Source organism: Synechococcus sp. L2F (genome assembly GCF_024345695.1).
Lineage (GTDB): Bacteria > Cyanobacteriota > Cyanobacteriia > PCC-6307 > Cyanobiaceae > MW101C3.
The window spans coordinates 133,697-149,456 of the sequence record NZ_JAGQBP010000004.1 but is presented as its reverse complement, the minus strand read 5'-3'; the positions used below and the strand labels follow the sequence as shown (position 1 = coordinate 149,456).

Sequence of the window (15,760 nt, the reverse complement as noted above, 5' to 3'; positions counted from 1 at the left end):
CGCCAGGAGCGGGTCCCGTTTTCCCCTGCTCCGCCAGCCGCTGATCCCGCCGGCCCGTGGCGCACAGACAGCCGGGCCGCAACGGGGGATGCTGCAGGCACGCTCTGCCCCCCGACCATGCCCCGCGCCGGGATCCAGCCGGCCCAGTCGGGCCTTCGCTTCCTCCCCGCCCACTTCAGCCCCTGGGTGCACCGGCTCAGCCGCTGGGCGCTGCCGCTGCTGTTGCGCAAGCGGGAGATTGTGGACTGTCAGGTGGAGGGGGCGGCGCGGCTGGCTCAGCTGTTTTCGGAGCACCAGCAGGGCCGCGTGCGGCTGCTGATCGCCTTTCGCCACCCCACCACCACCGATCCGCTCACGATGGCCAGGCTGATCTGGGAGGAGGTGCCCCGGGCCGCCCGGGCGGCAGGGCTGACCCTGCGCAGACCGGTGCACAGCCAGTTCCTCTACGACCGAGGCATTCCCCTGTGGGCGGGAGAGGCTGCCGGCTGGATCCTGGGCGCGCTGGGAGGCATCCCGATTCAGCGCGGCAAGCTCGACCGGGTGGCGCTCAAGGCCGCCCGCGAGGTGCTGGCCCAGGGCCCGTTCCCGCTGGCGATCGCTCCGGAGGGTGCCACCAACAACCACGGCGAGCTGCTTGGCCCCCTGGAGCCGGGGCTGGCCCAGATGGCTTTCTGGTGCTGCGACGACCTGGCGGCCGCCGGCCGTCAGGAGCGGGTGCTGATCGTGCCGATCGCCCTCAAGTACGTGACGCAGGGCCGCGACTGGCCGGCGATCGATACGCTGCTCGATCGCCTCGAAGCCCAGCTTCGCCGGCGTCCGGGCCGGCATGGTGCCGAAGGCTCAGAAGGTGCGGAAGGTTCAGAAGCATCAGACAACACAGCACACCCTGCAGGAGCAGGCGGCCCCATGGGGGATGGCAGCGTGGCGGAAGCGCTGCGCTACCGCCGCCTGATCCAGCTGGGCGACAACGTGATCACCCTGCTGGAGGACTTCTACCGGGAGGCCCATGGCCTGGACCTGCCTCCTCTTTCGACCCCGGCGCCGTACCCGTCCTGCCTCGAGAAAGGCTTCATCACCAGGCTCGAGCGGATTCGCAACGCGGCGCTGGGGGTGGCTGAAAGCCGTTTGCAGCTCTTGCGTCCGAAGGGGAGCCTCGGTGAGCGCTGCCGGCGCGTGGAGCAGGCGGGCTGGGACCGCATCTACCGCGACGACCTGAAGGCGATGACGCCCCTGGAGCGCAGCCTGGCCGACTGGCAGGCCACCGAGGCCCGCCTGGCCATGGACCATATGCGCCTGGTGGAATACTTCTCCACGCTCAGCGGTTCCTACGTGGCTGAGAAGCCCAGCTTCGATCGCTACACCGAAGTGCTGCAGATCCTGTGGCGAGCGATCACCTGGATCAACGGCACCAGCCACGACAAGCCACCCGAGCTGGGCTCCCGGCTCGCCCGGCTGTCGGTGGGGGAGCCGATCGATGTGACCGAGCGGCACGGCCGCTACCTCAGCGGTCGCCGTGAGGCTGTGGAGGAACTGATGGCCGACCTGCGCGCCCGCATGCTGGCGGAACTGGAGGGGGCCGGCCCTGGCTCTCAGGCCGCCAGGGCGGGACGAGGCACCAGTTCGGCGTAAACACGCTCCAACGCCTCGATGTTGCGTGTGAGCGTGTAGCGCTGCAGCGCCCGCTCCCTGGCACGGCGCCCGAGTTCGGCGGTGAGCACAGGCTGGTCGCGCAGCACCGGCAGCAGGGTGCGCAGCTGGGTGGTGACCCCTTGGGTGCTGATCACGATACCGGCCCCTCCCTCCAGCACCTCACCATCGGCGCCAGCATCGGTGGCCACACAGGCGGTGCCGCTGGCCATAGCTTCCAGCAACGACAACGACAACCCCTCCACCAGCGACGGCAGCAGGAACACCTCCGAGGCCTGCAGCAGCGCCACCCGTCGCTCCAGAGCAGGTTCATAGCCCCACCAGAGGATGTCCGGGTCTTCATGGGCGGCCTGCAGCGATCCCCGCAGCGGCCCATCGCCCACGATCACCAGCACACAGCCGGCTGGCCGCACCAACCGCCAGGCGCGCAGCAGGGCCTCCACGTTCTTCTCGGTGGCCAGCCGGCCCATGTACAGAAACGGGCGGCGGCCTTCGCAGCGCGCCTGCACCTCACGGCGCAGAGCGCTGCTGCCACGCTCGGAGCCTCTCCGCTCTGAACCTCCTCGCTCGGAGTCCGCGGGCTTCCACACATCGGTGTCGACGCCGTTGGGGATCACCGCCAACCGGTCATCCTTGACCCCCAGCCGGGACAGCACCTCGGCCTGCAGCTCGGAGAAGACGATCACCCGGTTGAAGCGGGCCAGAGCCGGGGCATAGAGCTGGTAGGTGAGCTGCTGGGTACCGCCCGCCAGGTTGCGAAGGCCGGCGTCGAAGGCGGGATGGAAGGTGGCGACAAGCGGAACGCCCAGCTGCTGGCAGAGATCGGGCAGCAGGAAATCGAGCGGCGAGAGCGTGAGGCTGGCGTGCACCAGATCCGGTTTGAGCTGCTCCAGCGATTCCCGCAACTCCCGCTGGGCACCCGGCGCGGGGACCGTGTAGACCTGCGACTTCAGCAGGTAGGGCAGGGCTACTTCGCTCTCATCGCCCGCCAGCGCGGCCCGGCGCGAGGCCCGCAGCGCCTCCTTGGTGAGCGTCAGGCCTTTGCCGTTGACGCTCGGGGGATCCCAGGGCAGCCCGGGGCCCGTGGCGGGTGTGTCGAAGTGGATGAAGCTGATGCGGTGGCCCCGTTGCCGCAACTGCTCCGTGGTGGTGAGCCCGTAGGTGACGTTGCCGCAGAAGGGTGATTTCTTGCCCAGCCAGGCGATATGCGCCAACTGCTGTCGCCCATTTCTGCCAAAACGCTAGCAGCGCTGCCAGGGACGCTCCAGCAGGGCCGCCAGCAGGGTGATGCCCGCAAGTACCCAGAGCACGGGCTGCAGCCCGTAGCGGCTCACCACCGTGCCCGCCAGCACAAGCGGCAGGCTCAGGGCAATGTTGATCAGGTTGTTCTGCAGGCCAAACACCTTGCCGCGCAGTTCTTCCGGGGTGTCTTCCTGGATGGTGGTCTGGGCGGGGATGGCCAGCAGGGCGGCGCCCACCCCCAGCGCCACGCACAAGCCGAGTGTGAGCGACAGGCTGCCGCGCACCTGGCCCAGCAGCACCAGCGCAAAGGCGATCAGGCCCAGGCCCGAGGCCGAGAGCAGGCGGCGGGTGAAGCCGCGGCCGAGCTGGGCCACCGCCAGTGCACCGACGGCCATGCCCAGGCCGCTCATGGCCAGCAGGGTGCCGAACTGGGTGGGTCCGAGCCCCTTGATCGCCGAGGCCAGGCTGATGGCCAGGACATAGAGCGCCGCCAGGATGCTGTACAGCAACACAAGATGCACCAGGGCATTTCGCACGCTGGAGCGCTCGCGAAGCACCTGGATTCCTTCCAGGATCTCGCCCCACACCGAGGTGCCGCGGTCTTGCCAGGGGGCTTCCACCACGCGGATGCGGGCAATCGACAGCGCCGCCAGCCCGTAGCAAAGCGGGAGCAGCACGAACTCACCGCCTTCGATGCCGAGCGTGGCGAGTCCGTTGCGCAGCAGGCGCAGCACCGGGTCGCCGAGCGCGAAGCCCACGATCGTGGCGCCCATGCTGGTGGCCTGGTAGAGCGAGATGGCAGCGAGCAGAAGCGGTCGCGGCACGAGCAGGGGAATGGCCGCCTGCTCGGCGGGCGCAAAGAACTGGGTGAGCACCGACTCGAGGAAGGTCATCGCCACCAGGCCCCAGTAGCCCCAGCTGAGGCCGAGGAAGAAGGGGCCGGGGATCAGTAGCAGCGGGGCCAGCAGCACCAGGCCCGCGCGCAGGGCGTTGGAGGCCACCATCACCTTGCGTTTCGGCCAGCGGTCGGCCCAGACCCCCGCCACGGTGCCGAGGGCCATGGCGGGCACGGTGTTGGCCACATAGATCCCTGTGGCCAGCAGGGTGATCATCTGGGCGCGGGTCTCGAAATCGAAGCGCAGGCTGGCGGCCGCTTCAGCCAGCAGCGCGTTGGTCTGGGGGGTGTCCGTCACCCAGTACTGGGCGATCAGGAACACCATCAACACGATGTAGAACTTGTCGGCCAGCTGGGAGAAGATCTGCCCCAGCCACAGGCGCCGGAAGTCGGGCAGGGCCAGCACCGCCTGCAAGCCCTGGCCCCGGGCCGTGCTGGCCAGCTCCTCGCTGGCGGCCGCCTCCGGGCAGGCTGCCGGACCTCTGGACGCATCTTCGCCGACGCTGCCTCCGCTGGGGCCGGCCTCCGGCATCGGCGGAGGCGGGGGGGTGGCTCGGGACAATCCGCTCAAGGTTCTATCCGTTCCGCCGCAATGATGGCTCAGGGGATGGTGCCTCCAGCGCGTGACCCGGCTCGAAGCAGTCACGCAGAAGACGCAACGCACGGCAGCGGCGTCCGCCGTGCTCCTGGGTCCACAGTTCCACCAGCTGCAGGAGCCGCAGCCACACCGCCAGCGGCCCCATCAATTCCCCGTCCCGGCGGCGCGGTGGAGCCGGGCGTGTCAGCCGTTGCAGCAGCGCCAGTTCAGAGGCATTGAGCACGAGCATCGCCCCAGGCACCGCGCCGATCAACAGCCCTTCGCTGGGCACCAGGCTGCAGCGCCAGTCCCAGTTGCCGATCGGTGGCTCCAGCGACTGCCCGCTGCGGCCGCAGCACTGCAGCGGCAGGCCATAGCCGCCCAGGGCCAGCAGATGCACGCTGCCCTGCACCGCGATCGCCAGGGCCTCAACGCTCTCCTGCCGCTCGCGCACCACGGTGTCTAGACGCCCCAGCTGCATCAGCAGATCCTCCAGCACCCCGTGGACGCCATCGCCGCCCGGCACCAGCAGCAGGGCCAGCTCCGCCAGCGCCTGAGCGGCAGCGAGCGTTTCCAGCCGCTCCGCCAGCTGGCTGTAGGTCCGCTGCACCTGCAACTGCCGAACCCGCCGCAGGCCGCGGCCACCGCCCACCTGCAGCTGGAGCAGGGCCAGCGGCACCGCTGCCGCCAGGCTGCTGCGCGGCCGGCGCGCTCCCGGCACCGCCAGCCGCACCAGCCCCTCGGCGTCGGTGAGCAAGGTAAGCAGACGGTCGTTTTCGCCGAGGGGCCCGCTCTTGAGCACGAGCCCCTCCAGGCGCGCCGCGCCGCCACTCACGAGCCAGGGGGTGTGGCGGGGCTGCGCAGCGCCTGCATCAGTGCCACTCCACGGCTGGTGCCGAGCCGGCTGGCGCCGGCCTCCACCAGCTCGAAGGCCTGTTCCAGCCCAGTGATGCCACCGGAGGCTTTCACGGCCACGCGGCCGCGGGCCAGCTCGCGCAGGTGCTGCACCTGGGCCACGCTCACCGGCGGACCGAAGCCGCTGCCGCTCTTGAGGAAGGCGGCGCCGGCATCGATGGACGCCTCCACCAGCAGGGCCAGGGCGGGATCACTCAACCTGCCGGCCTCGAGAATCACCTTCACCGGCAGGCCCAGCTCCACGATCGCACCGATCTCCTCGTAGACGGCGCTGCCGTTGCCATCGGCGAGGGCGCCGAAGTCGGGCACGATGTCCAGTTCGTCGGCGCCGGCGGCAGCGGCGGCTTCCGCCTCGGCCCGTTTGATCGCCGCCGGCACCGCGCCGAATGGGAAGGCCACCACCCCGATCAACCGCACGCGGCTGGCGTTGCCCAGCCGCTCCCGGCCGCAGGCCAGCCAGCGCGAGGCGAGGCAGACACCGGCAAAGCCGAAGTGGCGGGCCTCGTCGCAGCAACGATGCACGGCTTCGATCCCATGATGGGGATCGAGAAGCGCGTGATCAATGAGCGGTGCCAGGTCGGGGCGTTCGTGGCGCAAGAGTTCAGGAATCCCGCGGTTGAATCACTCCGAAGCCACCATGATTGCGGCGGTACAGCACCTGAATTCCTCTCGTCTTCTCATCACGAAACACGTAGAAATCGTGATCGATCAGATCAAGCTGGTGCAGCGCCGCTTCCAGGCTCATCTCCGGCATGGCGAAATACTTGCGCCGCACAGCGGGCACCGGCAGTTCCGGTTCGCGGCCGGCCAGAAGATCGGCCGTGAGCGCCGTGGTGTCGGTGGTGCCGTCTTCGAGGCCGACCGCCTCCTGCACGTCGCTCTGGTGGTGATCGGTGAGGCGCTCCTTGTAGCGGCGCAGCTGGCGGCTGAGTTTTCCCGCCACCATATCGATGCTGGCGTAAAGGTTTTCGCTGCGTTCCTGGGCGCGAATCACGAGGCCGTTGGCGAACACGGTGACCTCCGCCGTCTGCTGGGGAACCCGGGGGTTGCGGGCCACCGACAGATGGACATCCGCCTCCTTGACCAGCCCCTCGAAATGATTGATCGCCCGGGTCAGTTTGTCTTCCGTGTACTCCCGGATGGCTGGGGTGACGTCGAGATTGCGACCGTGGATCAACAGCTTCATCGAACCGCTCCTTTGGCGATCGGATTGCAATAAGCCTAGGAAGCCAGGCGCATGAAACCACTTCTCGATGCAATCCGTTTTGAACCCCCGGCGCCGGTGGAGTTCACTCAGGCGTGGCACTGGCAGCAGCAGCTGCGTGATCGCCTGCTGACCAACCCCGCGGCTCCGGAAGCGCTGCTCCTGCTCCAGCACCTGCCCTGCTACACGCTCGGTCGCGGGGCCAGCTCAGGGTTTCTGCGCTTCGATCCCCAGGCTCCGCCTGCGCCCCTGCACCGCATCGATCGCGGCGGGGAGGTGACCCACCATCTGCCCGGCCAGCTGGTGCTCTACCCCGTGCTCGATCTGCAGCGGCACGGCGCTGATCTCCACTGCTATCTGCGCGCCTTGGAGGGGGTGGTGATCAGCGTGCTGGCGGAGCTGGGCCTGGTGGGGGAGCGGATCGAGGGGCTCACCGGTGTGTGGCTGGAGGGGCGCAAGCTGGCGGCGATCGGGGTGGGGGCGCGCCGCTGGATCAGCCAGCACGGCCTTGCCCTGAATGTGAACTGTGACCTGGGGGGATTCGAGGCGATCGTGCCCTGCGGTCTGGAAGGGCGGGCGGTGGGCCGGCTGAGCGACTGGTGCCCCGGGATCACCCCCGACCAGGTGCAACCGCTGCTGAGCCGGGCGGGTGCCGAGGCGTTCGGACTCACGCTCCGACCACCGGAGCCCGCCGAACGGCTCTGGGGGTGTTAAGCCTGTGCCACCATCGGCTGCAAGGCAGTGAAAGCACGGGCGGAGATTTCCTGGTCGGGTGACCGGAAGGACTGTCAGGCGCTGGCCGCTCGCGAGGACCTCAGCCAGATCACCGGGCTGGAGCAGATCTGGCCGGAAGCGGCCCAGCGCTACGGCACAGCCGTGGCCCTGGAGGCTCCCCACACCACCCCGCCCGAGCAGCTCAGCTTCTGCGACCTCAACGCCGCGATCCTGGAGGCCGCCGCTGCCTTTGCCTCCCTGGGCGTGGCCCCCGGCGATGTGGTGGCCCTGTTTGCCGAGAACTCGCCGCGCTGGCTGATCGCCGACCAGGGGCTGATGCGGGCCGGCGCCGCCGATGCGGTGCGGGGCAGCACGGCGCCGGTGGAGGAGCTGCGCTACATCCTCGAGGACTCCGGCGCAGTGGGGCTGGTGGTGGAATCGGCCGCGCTGCTGCAGCGCCTGGCCCTGCCGCCCGAGCAGCTCGCCCGGCTGCGTTTCGTGGTGCTGCTGGAGGAGCCGGCCGGCGCGGGCGCACTGCCGCTGCCCGAGCAGGTGATGGGCCTCAGCTGGCCCGACTTCAGCGCCCGCGGGGCCGGCGTGGCGCCACCGCCGCTGCCACCGGTGGCGCCGGAGCGCCTGGCCACGCTGCTCTATACCTCCGGCACCACCGGCCGGCCCAAGGGCGTGCCGCTCAGCCACGCCAACCTGCTGCATCAGCTCCGCACCCTCGGGGTGGCGGTGAATCCCCGCCCCGGCGATCGGGCGCTGAGCGTGCTGCCGATCTGGCATGCCTATGAGCGCACGGCCGAATACTTCCTGCTGGCGGCCGGCTGCCGCCAGACCTACACCACGCTCAAGCACCTGCGCGGTGACCTGCAGGCGGTCAAGCCGCACTACATGATCAGCGTGCCCCGCCTCTGGGAAGCGCTTCTGGCGGGCTTCGAGGATGCGCTGGCGGCCATGCCCGCCAAGCGCCGCAGCCTGATCGAGAAGGCACTGGCGGCGAGCCGCTTCCATGGGCTGCAGCGCCGCCGCGCCAGGGGCCTCACCCTGCAGGTGGAGCCGCCACTGGGCCGGCTTACGGCGGCGCTGCTCAGTGCGGTGAGCTGGCCGGTGGATGCGCTGGCCGCTGCGCTGCTGTGGCCGAAGGTGAGGCAGCAGTTGTCGGGAGGGGTGCTGCGCACGGCGATCAGCGGCGGCGGTGCCCTTTCCCTGCACGTGGACAGCTTCTTCGAGGCGATCGGCATCGAGCTGCTGGTGGGCTACGGCCTCACCGAAACCAGCCCGGTGCTTGCCTGCCGCCGGCCCTGGCGCAACCGCCGCGGCAGCGCCGGCCAACCCCTGCCGGACACCGACTTGAAAATCGTCGATCAGGAGAGCGGCGCGCCATTGGGCTGGGGCGAGCGGGGCCGGGTGCTGGCGCGCGGTCCGCAGGTGATGGCCGGCTACTTCAACAAGCCGGAAGCCACCGCTGCCGTGCTCGATGCCGACGGCTGGTTCGACACCGGCGACCTCGGCCACCTGCTGCCCGATGGCTCCCTGGTGCTCACCGGCCGCGCCAAGGACACGATCGTGCTCAGCAGTGGCGAGAACATCGAGCCCGGCCCGCTGGAGGAGGCCCTGGTGGCCCATCCGCTGGTGGAGCAGGTGATGCTGGTGGGGCAGGACCGCCGCCAGCTGGGCGCCCTGGTGGTGCCCCGCGCCGAGCCGCTGGCGGCCTTCGCGGCGGCGGCCGGTCTGCCGGCGCCCGCTGGTGCCGGTGCCGCTGTGGAGGCCGATGCCCTGTTGCTGCGTGCCCTCAAAGGTGAGTTCAACCGCTTGCTGGCGGCCCGCCCCGGTTCGCGCCCCGACGAACGCCTGGCCGGGGTGGCACTGGTGGAGCCGTTCACGATCGACAACGGCCTGCTCACCCAGACGCTGAAACAGCGGCGTGACCGCATCACCCAGCGGGACCAGGCGGCAGTGGAGGCCATCTACGCCGGTTGACCCCCGCTCCACCGGCTGACAGCCTGGTAGCTGCTACCAACCCCCCATGTCCGACGGCCAAACGCTGACCATCAAGCGCACCATCACGGTGCGGGCGGTGGTGACACCGCGCTGGAAGGAAGATGCCGAGCGAGAGCTCAGCGGCGCTGTCGCCAACACCGATCAGCAGCTCGCTCAGCTGGAGCAGGAGGGCCAGCAACTGGTGGATGAGATCCGCCGCCAGAGCATGAATCCGCTCGATCCACGGGTGCAGGAGCAGGTGGGCTCAGTGCAGCAGCAGGTGGCGGCCAAGCGCAGTGAACTGGAGGAGCAGAAGCGCGCCATGCTCGAACAGCAGCGCCAGGTACGCGAACTGGAGTTCGAGCAGATCGTGGATCAGGGCCAGATCGAAGGCGCCTGCAAGATCAAGGTGGGCGACAACCTGGTGCAGAAGCTCCAGGTGGCGGTGCTGGTGCGCGATGGCGTCGTGGAGGCGATCGAGGGGGGCTGAGCTCCGGGGTGGCGACGGCGTGGCGCGTAAAATCCCGTCGCCGGCTGCATCGGGACCAGGACTTTGGCGACCTACGAAATCTTCATGCCCGCCCTGAGCTCCACGATGACGGAGGGCAAGATCGTGGAGTGGCTGAAGCAGCCCGGCGACCGCGTCGAGCGCGGTGAGTCCGTCCTGGTCGTCGAATCCGACAAGGCCGACATGGACGTGGAGGCCTTCCAGGAGGGCTTCCTGGCCGCCGTGTTGATGCAGGCCGGTGGTACGGCACCGGTGGGCGAAACGATCGGTCTGATTGTGGAAACCGAAGCGGAGATCGCCGCTGCCCAGGCCGGTGCCCCCAGCGCGCCCGCTGCAGCCCCCGCTCCTGCGGCCGCCCCTGCCTCGCCCTCACCCGTTGCCGCACCGGTAGCGCCGGCGGCTCCGGTCGCTGCGGCTCCCCCGGCGCCAGCGGCTGTTGCCGCTGCCAGCCTGCCTGTGGCTGCTGCTCCGGCGGCGGGCAACGGCCGGGTGGTGGCTACTCCCCGCGCCCGCAAGCTGGCCAGCCAGCTCGGGGTCAAGCTGGAAGCGCTCAAGGGCAGCGGCCCCCATGGCCGCATCCAGGCCGAGGACGTGGAGCGGGCTGCCGGCCAGCCCGCCTCGGTGGCCCGGGTTGCGGAAGGCAGTGCCCCCTTCACGGCCGCCGCTCCCGCTGCCGCTGGGGCTTCGGCCGGTGGCGGTGCCTCGGCCGCACCCGCGGGCCAGAGCTTCGGCCGCCCGGGAGAGACGGTGGCCTTCACCACCCTGCAGGGGGCGGTGAACCGCAACATGCTCGCCAGCCTCGCGGTTCCCTGTTTCCACGTGGGCTACACGATCACCACCGATCGGCTCGATGCCTTCTACAAGCAGGTGAAGAGCAAGGGCGTCACGATGACGGCCCTGCTCGCCAAGGCGGTGGGCGTGGTGCTCGCGCGCCATCCCCAGGTGAACGCCGCAGCGAGCGAAACCGGCATGGTGTACCCCGCCTCCGTCAATGTGGCGATCGCCGTGGCCATGGATGACGGCGGCCTGGTGACGCCGGTGCTGAAGGAGGCCGATCGCACCGATCTCTACAGCCTGTCGCGCAACTGGGCGGACCTGGTGGCCCGCTCCCGCACCAAGCAGCTCAAGCCCGACGAGTACAGCACCGGCACCTTCACCCTCTCCAATCTCGGCATGTTCGGGGTCGACCGTTTCGATGCGATCCTTCCGCCCGGCACCGGCGCGATCCTGGCGGTGGCGGCCTCCCGCCCCACGGTGGTGGCCAACGCCGATGGCTCGATCGCCGTCAAGCGCCAGATGCAGGTGAACCTGACCGCCGACCACCGGGTGATCTATGGCGCCCACGGGGCGGCGTTCCTCAAGGATCTGGCCGACCTGATCGAACACCGGCCCGAAAGCCTGGCGCTCTGAACCGACGGTGTCGAACCCTGCCGCCGGCTCCCTGAGCCATCCGGACACGCTGCTCTCCAGCTACAGCTTCCATCTGCCTGAGGAGCGCATCGCCCAGCGGCCGGCGGAACCGCGCCATGCGGCCCGCCTGCTGGCCGTGGAGCCGGAGCCGGCTCCGCCGCGGCACTTAACGGTGTGGGATCTGGCCGAGGAGCTCAAGCCCGGCGATCTGCTGGTGGTGAACAACACCCGCGTGCTCAAGGCGCGGCTGGCGGCACGGCGCCGCACCGGCGGGGCCGTGGAACTGCTGGTGCTGGAACCCCGCGGGGAAGGGCGCTGGCTGTGTCTGGCACGGCCCGCCAAACGCCTCCACCCCGGTGAGGAGCTTGAGCTGCAGGCTGCTGGGGGACTGTCGCCGCAGGCCACTGATGGACCACCGCTGGTGGTCACAGTGCTGGAGGTGGATCTGGCCAGCGGCGGCCGGGTGATCCAGTTCCCGCCCCACTGCGTCGATGCCGCAGCCATCGAGGCGCTCCTGGATCGTTACGGCAGCATGCCCCTGCCGCCCTACATCCACCAGCAGGACAGCAGCGACGACGAGCGCTACCAGACGCGCTACGCCGACAAACCCGGTGCCGTGGCAGCACCGACGGCGGGGTTGCATCTCAGCGACGAGCTGCTGGCGGCTCTGAAGGCCCGCGGGGTGCGCCTCGTGGCGATCACGCTGCACGTGGGGCTGGGCACCTTCCGGCCGGTGGAAACGGAAGATCTCAGCGCGCTCGAACTCCACAGCGAATGGGTGGAGGTGTCGGCAGAGGTGGTGGAGGCGGTGGCTAGCACACGCGCCGCTGGCGGGCGGGTGATCGCGATGGGAACCACGAGCGTGCGGGCGCTGGAAGGGGCTGCCGCCGCGTCAGCGGATGGCGTGCTGCAGCCTTTTCAAGGGCCGGTGGCCCTGGTGATTCAGCCCGGGTTCCGCTTTCGGGTGGTGGAAGGGCTGATCACAAACTTCCACCTGCCGCAGAGCTCGCTGCTGCTGCTGGTGAGTGCCCTGATCGGGCGTCCCCGGCTGCTCGAGCTCTACGCCACGGCGATCAACGAGGGTTACCGCTTCTTTTCCTATGGCGATGCCATGTGGATTGCCCCGGCAGCGGTGCTGCCGGGGGCCAGGCCCTGAGGCCCTGAGGGTTCAGGCGGCAGCCAGATTAGCGGCCACGAACTCCCAGTTCACCAGCTTGTCGAGGAAGGTGGAGATGTAATCCGGGCGGCGGTTCTGGTAATCGAGGTAGTAAGCGTGCTCCCACACATCCATGGTGAGCAGGGCCTTCTGGCCATGCGCCAGGGGCAGATCGGCATTGCCGGTCTTGGTGATCTTGAGGGTGCCGCCATCCAGCACCAGCCAGGCCCAGCCGCTGCCGAACTGAGTGGCGCCGGCAGCTTTGAACTGCTCGGTGAACACATCAAAACCGCCGAAATCAGCATTGATCTTGTCGGCCAGAGCGCCGCTTGGGGCACCGCCGCCGCCGGGCTTGAGACCCTGCCAGTAGAAGGTGTGGTTCCAAACCTGGGCGGCGTTGTTGAAGATGCCCGCCTTGCTGGCGTCGCCGGCCACAGCCAGGATCACCTCTTCCAGGGATTTTCCTTCCAGATCGGTGCCTTCCACCATCTTGTTGAGATTGCCCACGTAGCCCGCGTGGTGCTTGCCGTGGTGGAACTCCAGGGTCTGGCGGGAGATGTGCGGCTCGAGCGCGTCGAGTTCGTAGGGAAGCGCGGGCAGCTGGTGAGCCATTGGTGGGTTCGAAAGAAGATGAAGAGCGGAGACGGGCTGACGCGTGGAGCGATCCGCGGAGCGAACCCTTCCGCCGGTGTGAACCCGCCCGCTGGTGTGATCATTTTAACAATCACACCCATCATCACGCCGTGAAGGCGGGGGGGCGAATCAGCCGCCGACGCGCAGCAGCTCCACCTCGAAGGTGAGGGTGGCGTTGGGGGGGATGACGCCGCCGGCGCCGCGCTCGCCGTAGGCCAGATCAGGCGGGATCACCAGCTTGCGCTTGCCGCCCACCTTCATGCCGGCCACCCCTTCATCCCAGCCCTTGATCACCCGGCCAGCGCCGAGCGGGAAGCTGAAGGGCTGATTGCGGGAATAGCTGCTGTCGAATTCCTTGCCATTCTCGAGGGTGCCGCGGTAGTTCACCAGCACGTTCTGGCCGCTGATCGCTTCAGCGCCTTCACCGATGCTGACGTCAATGATGCGCAGCCCGCTGGGGGTGACCCGTTCCTTGGCTGCCACCATCTCACCGCCGAGAGCGCCGGCGCCGCCTCCCTGGGCCACGGAGGAATCGGTGCTGGAGTCAGAAGCCATGGCAAAAAGTGTGGGGTTGGGGTCGTCGGGGTCGAGTTCGAAGCGGTTCACGGCCATGGCCGCAGCAGGCTGCGCGGTGCCGGCTGCCGCAGCATTAGCGGTGGGGGCCGCAGTCGTGAGCGCGGCACTTGTGCCTGCCGCCTCCACCGTGCTGGGGGCCACCAGCTGGCTGACAAGAGCCACCAGCAGGAAGGCGACGCAGAGGGTCGAGCTGATCAGGATGTCGCGCATGGCGGACGGGCGGGTCAAGGCACAAACGGTGGCAGGCCCGATTCTGCCAGCGGGCACTGCGGTTTCCGGCCGAGGTCGCATTCAGTCGCTGCTGTCCTCCGTCTCCCGGCGGGCGCGCAGGGCCTGCTCGAGCCGGTCGATGCGACCACGCAGCTCGTCCACCTCCCTCTGCCGCGCCAGCCCCAGGTCCTGGAGAAACGACTCCACGTTGCGCTCCACCGTGCGGCCTGCCTGTTTCTCCAGCTCGGGGTTGTCTCCCCGCAGGGCTCGCAGCACGTCATCCACCAGGGCGGTGGCCTGGCCGGGATCGAGCCGGCCGCTGGTCACCCACGACTGGGTGACGCTGCGCAGCCGCTCAGCCACCATCGAACTGGTGCCGAGCCCACGCAGCAGCAGCTGTTGCAGCAGATTGTCCCGTTCCATGGCGACAACGTTCGGTGCCCCATCCTGGTCTCCCGCCCTGGACCCAAGCCATGGGCGATGACCGGCCGCTGCCCTGGGCCACGCGCCCGCTCACGGCTCCCTTCACCGCCGTCTTGGCGGGTGCGCTGGCGGGCGTGACGTTCGCCCCGTGGGGCTTTCCGCCCCTGCTGTGGCTGGCGTTGGTGCCGCTGTGGGGGCAGACCACGCCGGCTGGCGCTGCCCTGTGGGGGGCGGCGGCGGTGCTGGTGAGCCACCGCTGGCTGCTCTGGCTCCATCCGCTCGACTGGGTGGGGGTGCCGCTACCGCTGAGCCTGCCCCTCTGCCTTGCCCTGTGGGGTGCCCTGGCGGTGCTCGGTGCCGCCCTGGTGGCGCTGTGGAGCCTGCTGGTGCGCCGCCTCGATCCGCGTCGCTGGAGCACGGCTTTGCTGGCGGCCGCGCTCTGGGGTCTGGCGGAAGTGACGCTGGCCACCGGGCCGCTGTTCTGGATCGGGCTCGGGGCCTCGGCCCTGCCCGGCGACCGGCCCCTGGCCGGGCTGGCGGCACTGGGCGGCAGTGGCCTGGTGGCGGCGGTCCAGCTGTTGATCGGCTGGGGTCTCTGGCGGGTGCTGGCCGGCGGCCCGCAGCGGCGGCGTCGCAGCGGTGTGCTCCTGGCGGCCTCGATCCTGCTGCTGCACCTGATCGGCTGGAGCCAGCTGGGAGTTTTGGAAGGTCAGCGCCAGAGCACTGGTCAGAAACCGGACCAGCGACTGAGCCAGATCCCGGCCAAGCACACTGCAATCCAGCACAGCGAGGCCGTAGACCTGCGGGAGCTCGTGCTGGTGCTGCAGCCGGCGATTCCCACGCGGCGCAAGTTCGACGCCGATCAGCAACTCCTGCTACGCCGCCGTCTGGCCGCCGCTCAGGCGGAGGCGATGCAGCGGCAGGTGGATCTGCTGGTGCTGCCGGAGGGGGCTCTCGCCCTGGGGCAACACCTGCCGGCAACGGGGCCGGTGGAGGTGCTCAGCGGTGGCTTCCGGCAGGTGGGAGAAGAGCTGCGCAGCAGTGTGCTGCGCTTCCCGCCGGGCTCCCTCCAGCCCGTGTCCGCCCTCGACAAGCACCGGCTGGTGCCGCTTGGGGAATGGGTGCCGCTGGCGCGTTGGTGGCGCTGGGCCGGCCTGTCGGCAGTGGGCGGGGTGCAGCCCGGGGCGCCCTCGCGCCTGTTGCAGCGGCCGGGGGGCGCGCTCGCTGTGGCCATCTGTTACGAGCTGGCGGACGGCCGGGGGCTGGCGGCCGCCAGCCGCGCCGGAGCCGGCTGGCTGCTGGCCACAGCCAACCTCGATCCCTATCCCCCGCTCTTGCAGCACCAGTTCGCGGCCCTCAGCCAGCTGCGTGCGATCGAAACGGGCCGCTGGCTGGCCAGTGCCGCCAACACCGGTCCGAGCCTGGTGGTGGACCACCACGGAGTGATTCGCCAGCGGCTGGCCGCCGGGCATGCCGCCACCGGCCTGTTCGCGCTGGAGCACCGCACGGCGTGGACCCCCTACGTGCGCTGGGGCGAACTGCCCCTGCTGGCGCTGGTCGGCGGCGTCTGTCGGGCGGCAGCCATGAAAAAAGCCCCGCACAGGGCGAGGCTTGAAGGTTGATCAGGAAGCGACCGAAGGGCGCTTCGTTGAATCAGCAACGGG

15 protein-coding genes are annotated in these 15,760 nt (G+C 69.7%); 7 read left to right on the top strand and 8 right to left on the bottom strand.

The window, feature by feature from the left end; all coding sequences use genetic code 11:
- Window positions 1-117: 117 nt before the first annotated feature.
- The gene (locus KBZ19_RS11830; RefSeq protein ID WP_255101074.1) at window positions 118-1,629 is read left to right on the top strand and encodes a 1-acyl-sn-glycerol-3-phosphate acyltransferase; all 1,512 of its coding nucleotides are present in this window, start codon (window positions 118-120) and stop codon (window positions 1,627-1,629) included.
- Here the strand turns inward: KBZ19_RS11830 and KBZ19_RS11825 are convergent.
- Genes KBZ19_RS11825 through hpf form a run of 5 tightly spaced genes read right to left on the bottom strand, consistent with a single transcriptional unit; the run spans window position 1,590 to window position 6,462 of the window.
- The gene (locus KBZ19_RS11825) at window positions 1,590-2,861 is read right to left on the bottom strand and encodes a glycosyltransferase family 4 protein (RefSeq protein WP_094512673.1); all 1,272 of its coding nucleotides are present in this window, start codon (window positions 2,859-2,861) and stop codon (window positions 1,590-1,592) included. The two genes, KBZ19_RS11830 and KBZ19_RS11825, sit on opposite strands and share 40 nt — an antisense overlap.
- A gap of 27 nt (window positions 2,862-2,888) precedes the next feature.
- A complete protein-coding gene (locus KBZ19_RS11820) occupies window positions 2,889-4,346 on the bottom strand; it encodes an MFS transporter (RefSeq protein ID WP_233132939.1) in 1,458 nt (485 codons plus the stop codon).
- A 13-nt stretch (window positions 4,347-4,359) separates the two neighbouring features.
- Window positions 4,360-5,196 carry a DNA repair protein RecO gene (gene recO, locus KBZ19_RS11815; protein WP_255101073.1) on the bottom strand — a complete coding sequence of 279 codons (837 nt, stop codon included), beginning with the start codon at window positions 5,194-5,196 and terminating at the stop codon, window positions 4,360-4,362.
- Window positions 5,193-5,873 carry a deoxyribose-phosphate aldolase gene (gene deoC, locus KBZ19_RS11810; protein WP_255101072.1) on the bottom strand — a complete coding sequence of 227 codons (681 nt, stop codon included), beginning with the start codon at window positions 5,871-5,873 and terminating at the stop codon, window positions 5,193-5,195. Before deoC ends, recO begins: the two co-directional genes overlap by 4 nt.
- 4 nt (window positions 5,874-5,877) lie before the next feature.
- Window positions 5,878-6,462 (bottom strand): ribosome hibernation-promoting factor, HPF/YfiA family, encoded by a 585-nt coding sequence (gene hpf, locus KBZ19_RS11805; protein ID WP_094512669.1) that lies wholly within the window; start codon window positions 6,460-6,462, stop codon window positions 5,878-5,880.
- 51 nt (window positions 6,463-6,513) lie between these two features.
- On the opposite strand from hpf, the gene lipB reads away from it, so the two are divergent.
- The 5 genes from lipB to queA all read left to right on the top strand — a co-directional run bounded on the left by lipB (window position 6,514) and on the right by queA (window position 12,254).
- A complete protein-coding gene (gene lipB, locus KBZ19_RS11800) occupies window positions 6,514-7,194 on the top strand; it encodes a lipoyl(octanoyl) transferase LipB (RefSeq protein ID WP_094512668.1) in 681 nt (226 codons plus the stop codon).
- 27 nt (window positions 7,195-7,221) lie between these two features.
- The gene (locus KBZ19_RS11795; protein ID WP_255101071.1) at window positions 7,222-9,180 is read left to right on the top strand and encodes an AMP-binding protein; all 1,959 of its coding nucleotides are present in this window, start codon (window positions 7,222-7,224) and stop codon (window positions 9,178-9,180) included.
- 46 nt (window positions 9,181-9,226) lie between these two features.
- Window positions 9,227-9,670: a YlqD family protein gene (locus tag KBZ19_RS11790; protein WP_094512666.1), complete on the top strand. Its 444-nt coding sequence runs from the start codon at window positions 9,227-9,229 to the stop codon at window positions 9,668-9,670.
- 63 nt (window positions 9,671-9,733) lie between these two features.
- The gene (locus KBZ19_RS11785) at window positions 9,734-11,098 is read left to right on the top strand and encodes a dihydrolipoamide acetyltransferase family protein (RefSeq protein ID WP_255101070.1); all 1,365 of its coding nucleotides are present in this window, start codon (window positions 9,734-9,736) and stop codon (window positions 11,096-11,098) included.
- A 31-nt stretch (window positions 11,099-11,129) separates the two neighbouring features.
- Window positions 11,130-12,254: a tRNA preQ1(34) S-adenosylmethionine ribosyltransferase-isomerase QueA gene (gene queA, locus KBZ19_RS11780; RefSeq protein ID WP_255101151.1), complete on the top strand. Its 1,125-nt coding sequence runs from the start codon at window positions 11,130-11,132 to the stop codon at window positions 12,252-12,254.
- 12 nt (window positions 12,255-12,266) lie between these two features.
- Here queA and KBZ19_RS11775 read toward each other — a convergent pair whose 3' ends face one another.
- From KBZ19_RS11775 to KBZ19_RS11765, 3 genes are all read right to left on the bottom strand, one after another.
- Entirely contained in the window at window positions 12,267-12,866 is a 600-nt protein-coding gene (locus tag KBZ19_RS11775; protein WP_255101069.1) for a superoxide dismutase, read from the bottom strand.
- Window positions 12,867-13,016: 150 nt separating this feature from the next.
- Complete coding sequence (locus KBZ19_RS11770; protein WP_255101150.1) at window positions 13,017-13,673, bottom strand: FKBP-type peptidyl-prolyl cis-trans isomerase; 657 nt, start codon at window positions 13,671-13,673, stop codon at window positions 13,017-13,019.
- An 81-nt stretch (window positions 13,674-13,754) separates the two neighbouring features.
- The gene (locus KBZ19_RS11765; protein ID WP_094512662.1) at window positions 13,755-14,096 is read right to left on the bottom strand and encodes a phasin family protein; all 342 of its coding nucleotides are present in this window, start codon (window positions 14,094-14,096) and stop codon (window positions 13,755-13,757) included.
- A 50-nt stretch (window positions 14,097-14,146) separates the two neighbouring features.
- Between KBZ19_RS11765 and KBZ19_RS11760 the strand changes: the two genes are divergently transcribed.
- Entirely contained in the window at window positions 14,147-15,718 is a 1,572-nt protein-coding gene (locus KBZ19_RS11760) for an apolipoprotein N-acyltransferase (protein ID WP_255101068.1), read from the top strand.
- Window positions 15,719-15,760 lie beyond the last annotated feature (42 nt).

Excerpts from the sequence above, each read along its gene's own strand:
- KBZ19_RS11760 (WP_255101068.1), top strand. The coding sequence starts at position 14,147 with ATGGGCGATGACCGGCCGCTGCCCTGGGCCACGCGCCCGCTCACGGCT.
- hpf (WP_094512669.1), bottom strand. The coding sequence starts at position 6,462 with ATGAAGCTGTTGATCCACGGTCGCAATCTCGACGTCACCCCAGCCATC.
- KBZ19_RS11765 (WP_094512662.1), bottom strand. The coding sequence starts at position 14,096 with ATGGAACGGGACAATCTGCTGCAACAGCTGCTGCTGCGTGGGCTCGGC.
- KBZ19_RS11830 (WP_255101074.1), top strand. The coding sequence starts at position 118 with ATGCCCCGCGCCGGGATCCAGCCGGCCCAGTCGGGCCTTCGCTTCCTC.
- lipB (WP_094512668.1), top strand. The coding sequence starts at position 6,514 with ATGAAACCACTTCTCGATGCAATCCGTTTTGAACCCCCGGCGCCGGTG.
- KBZ19_RS11790 (WP_094512666.1), top strand. The coding sequence starts at position 9,227 with ATGTCCGACGGCCAAACGCTGACCATCAAGCGCACCATCACGGTGCGG.
- KBZ19_RS11770 (WP_255101150.1), bottom strand. The coding sequence starts at position 13,673 with ATGCGCGACATCCTGATCAGCTCGACCCTCTGCGTCGCCTTCCTGCTG.
- KBZ19_RS11775 (WP_255101069.1), bottom strand. The coding sequence starts at position 12,866 with ATGGCTCACCAGCTGCCCGCGCTTCCCTACGAACTCGACGCGCTCGAG.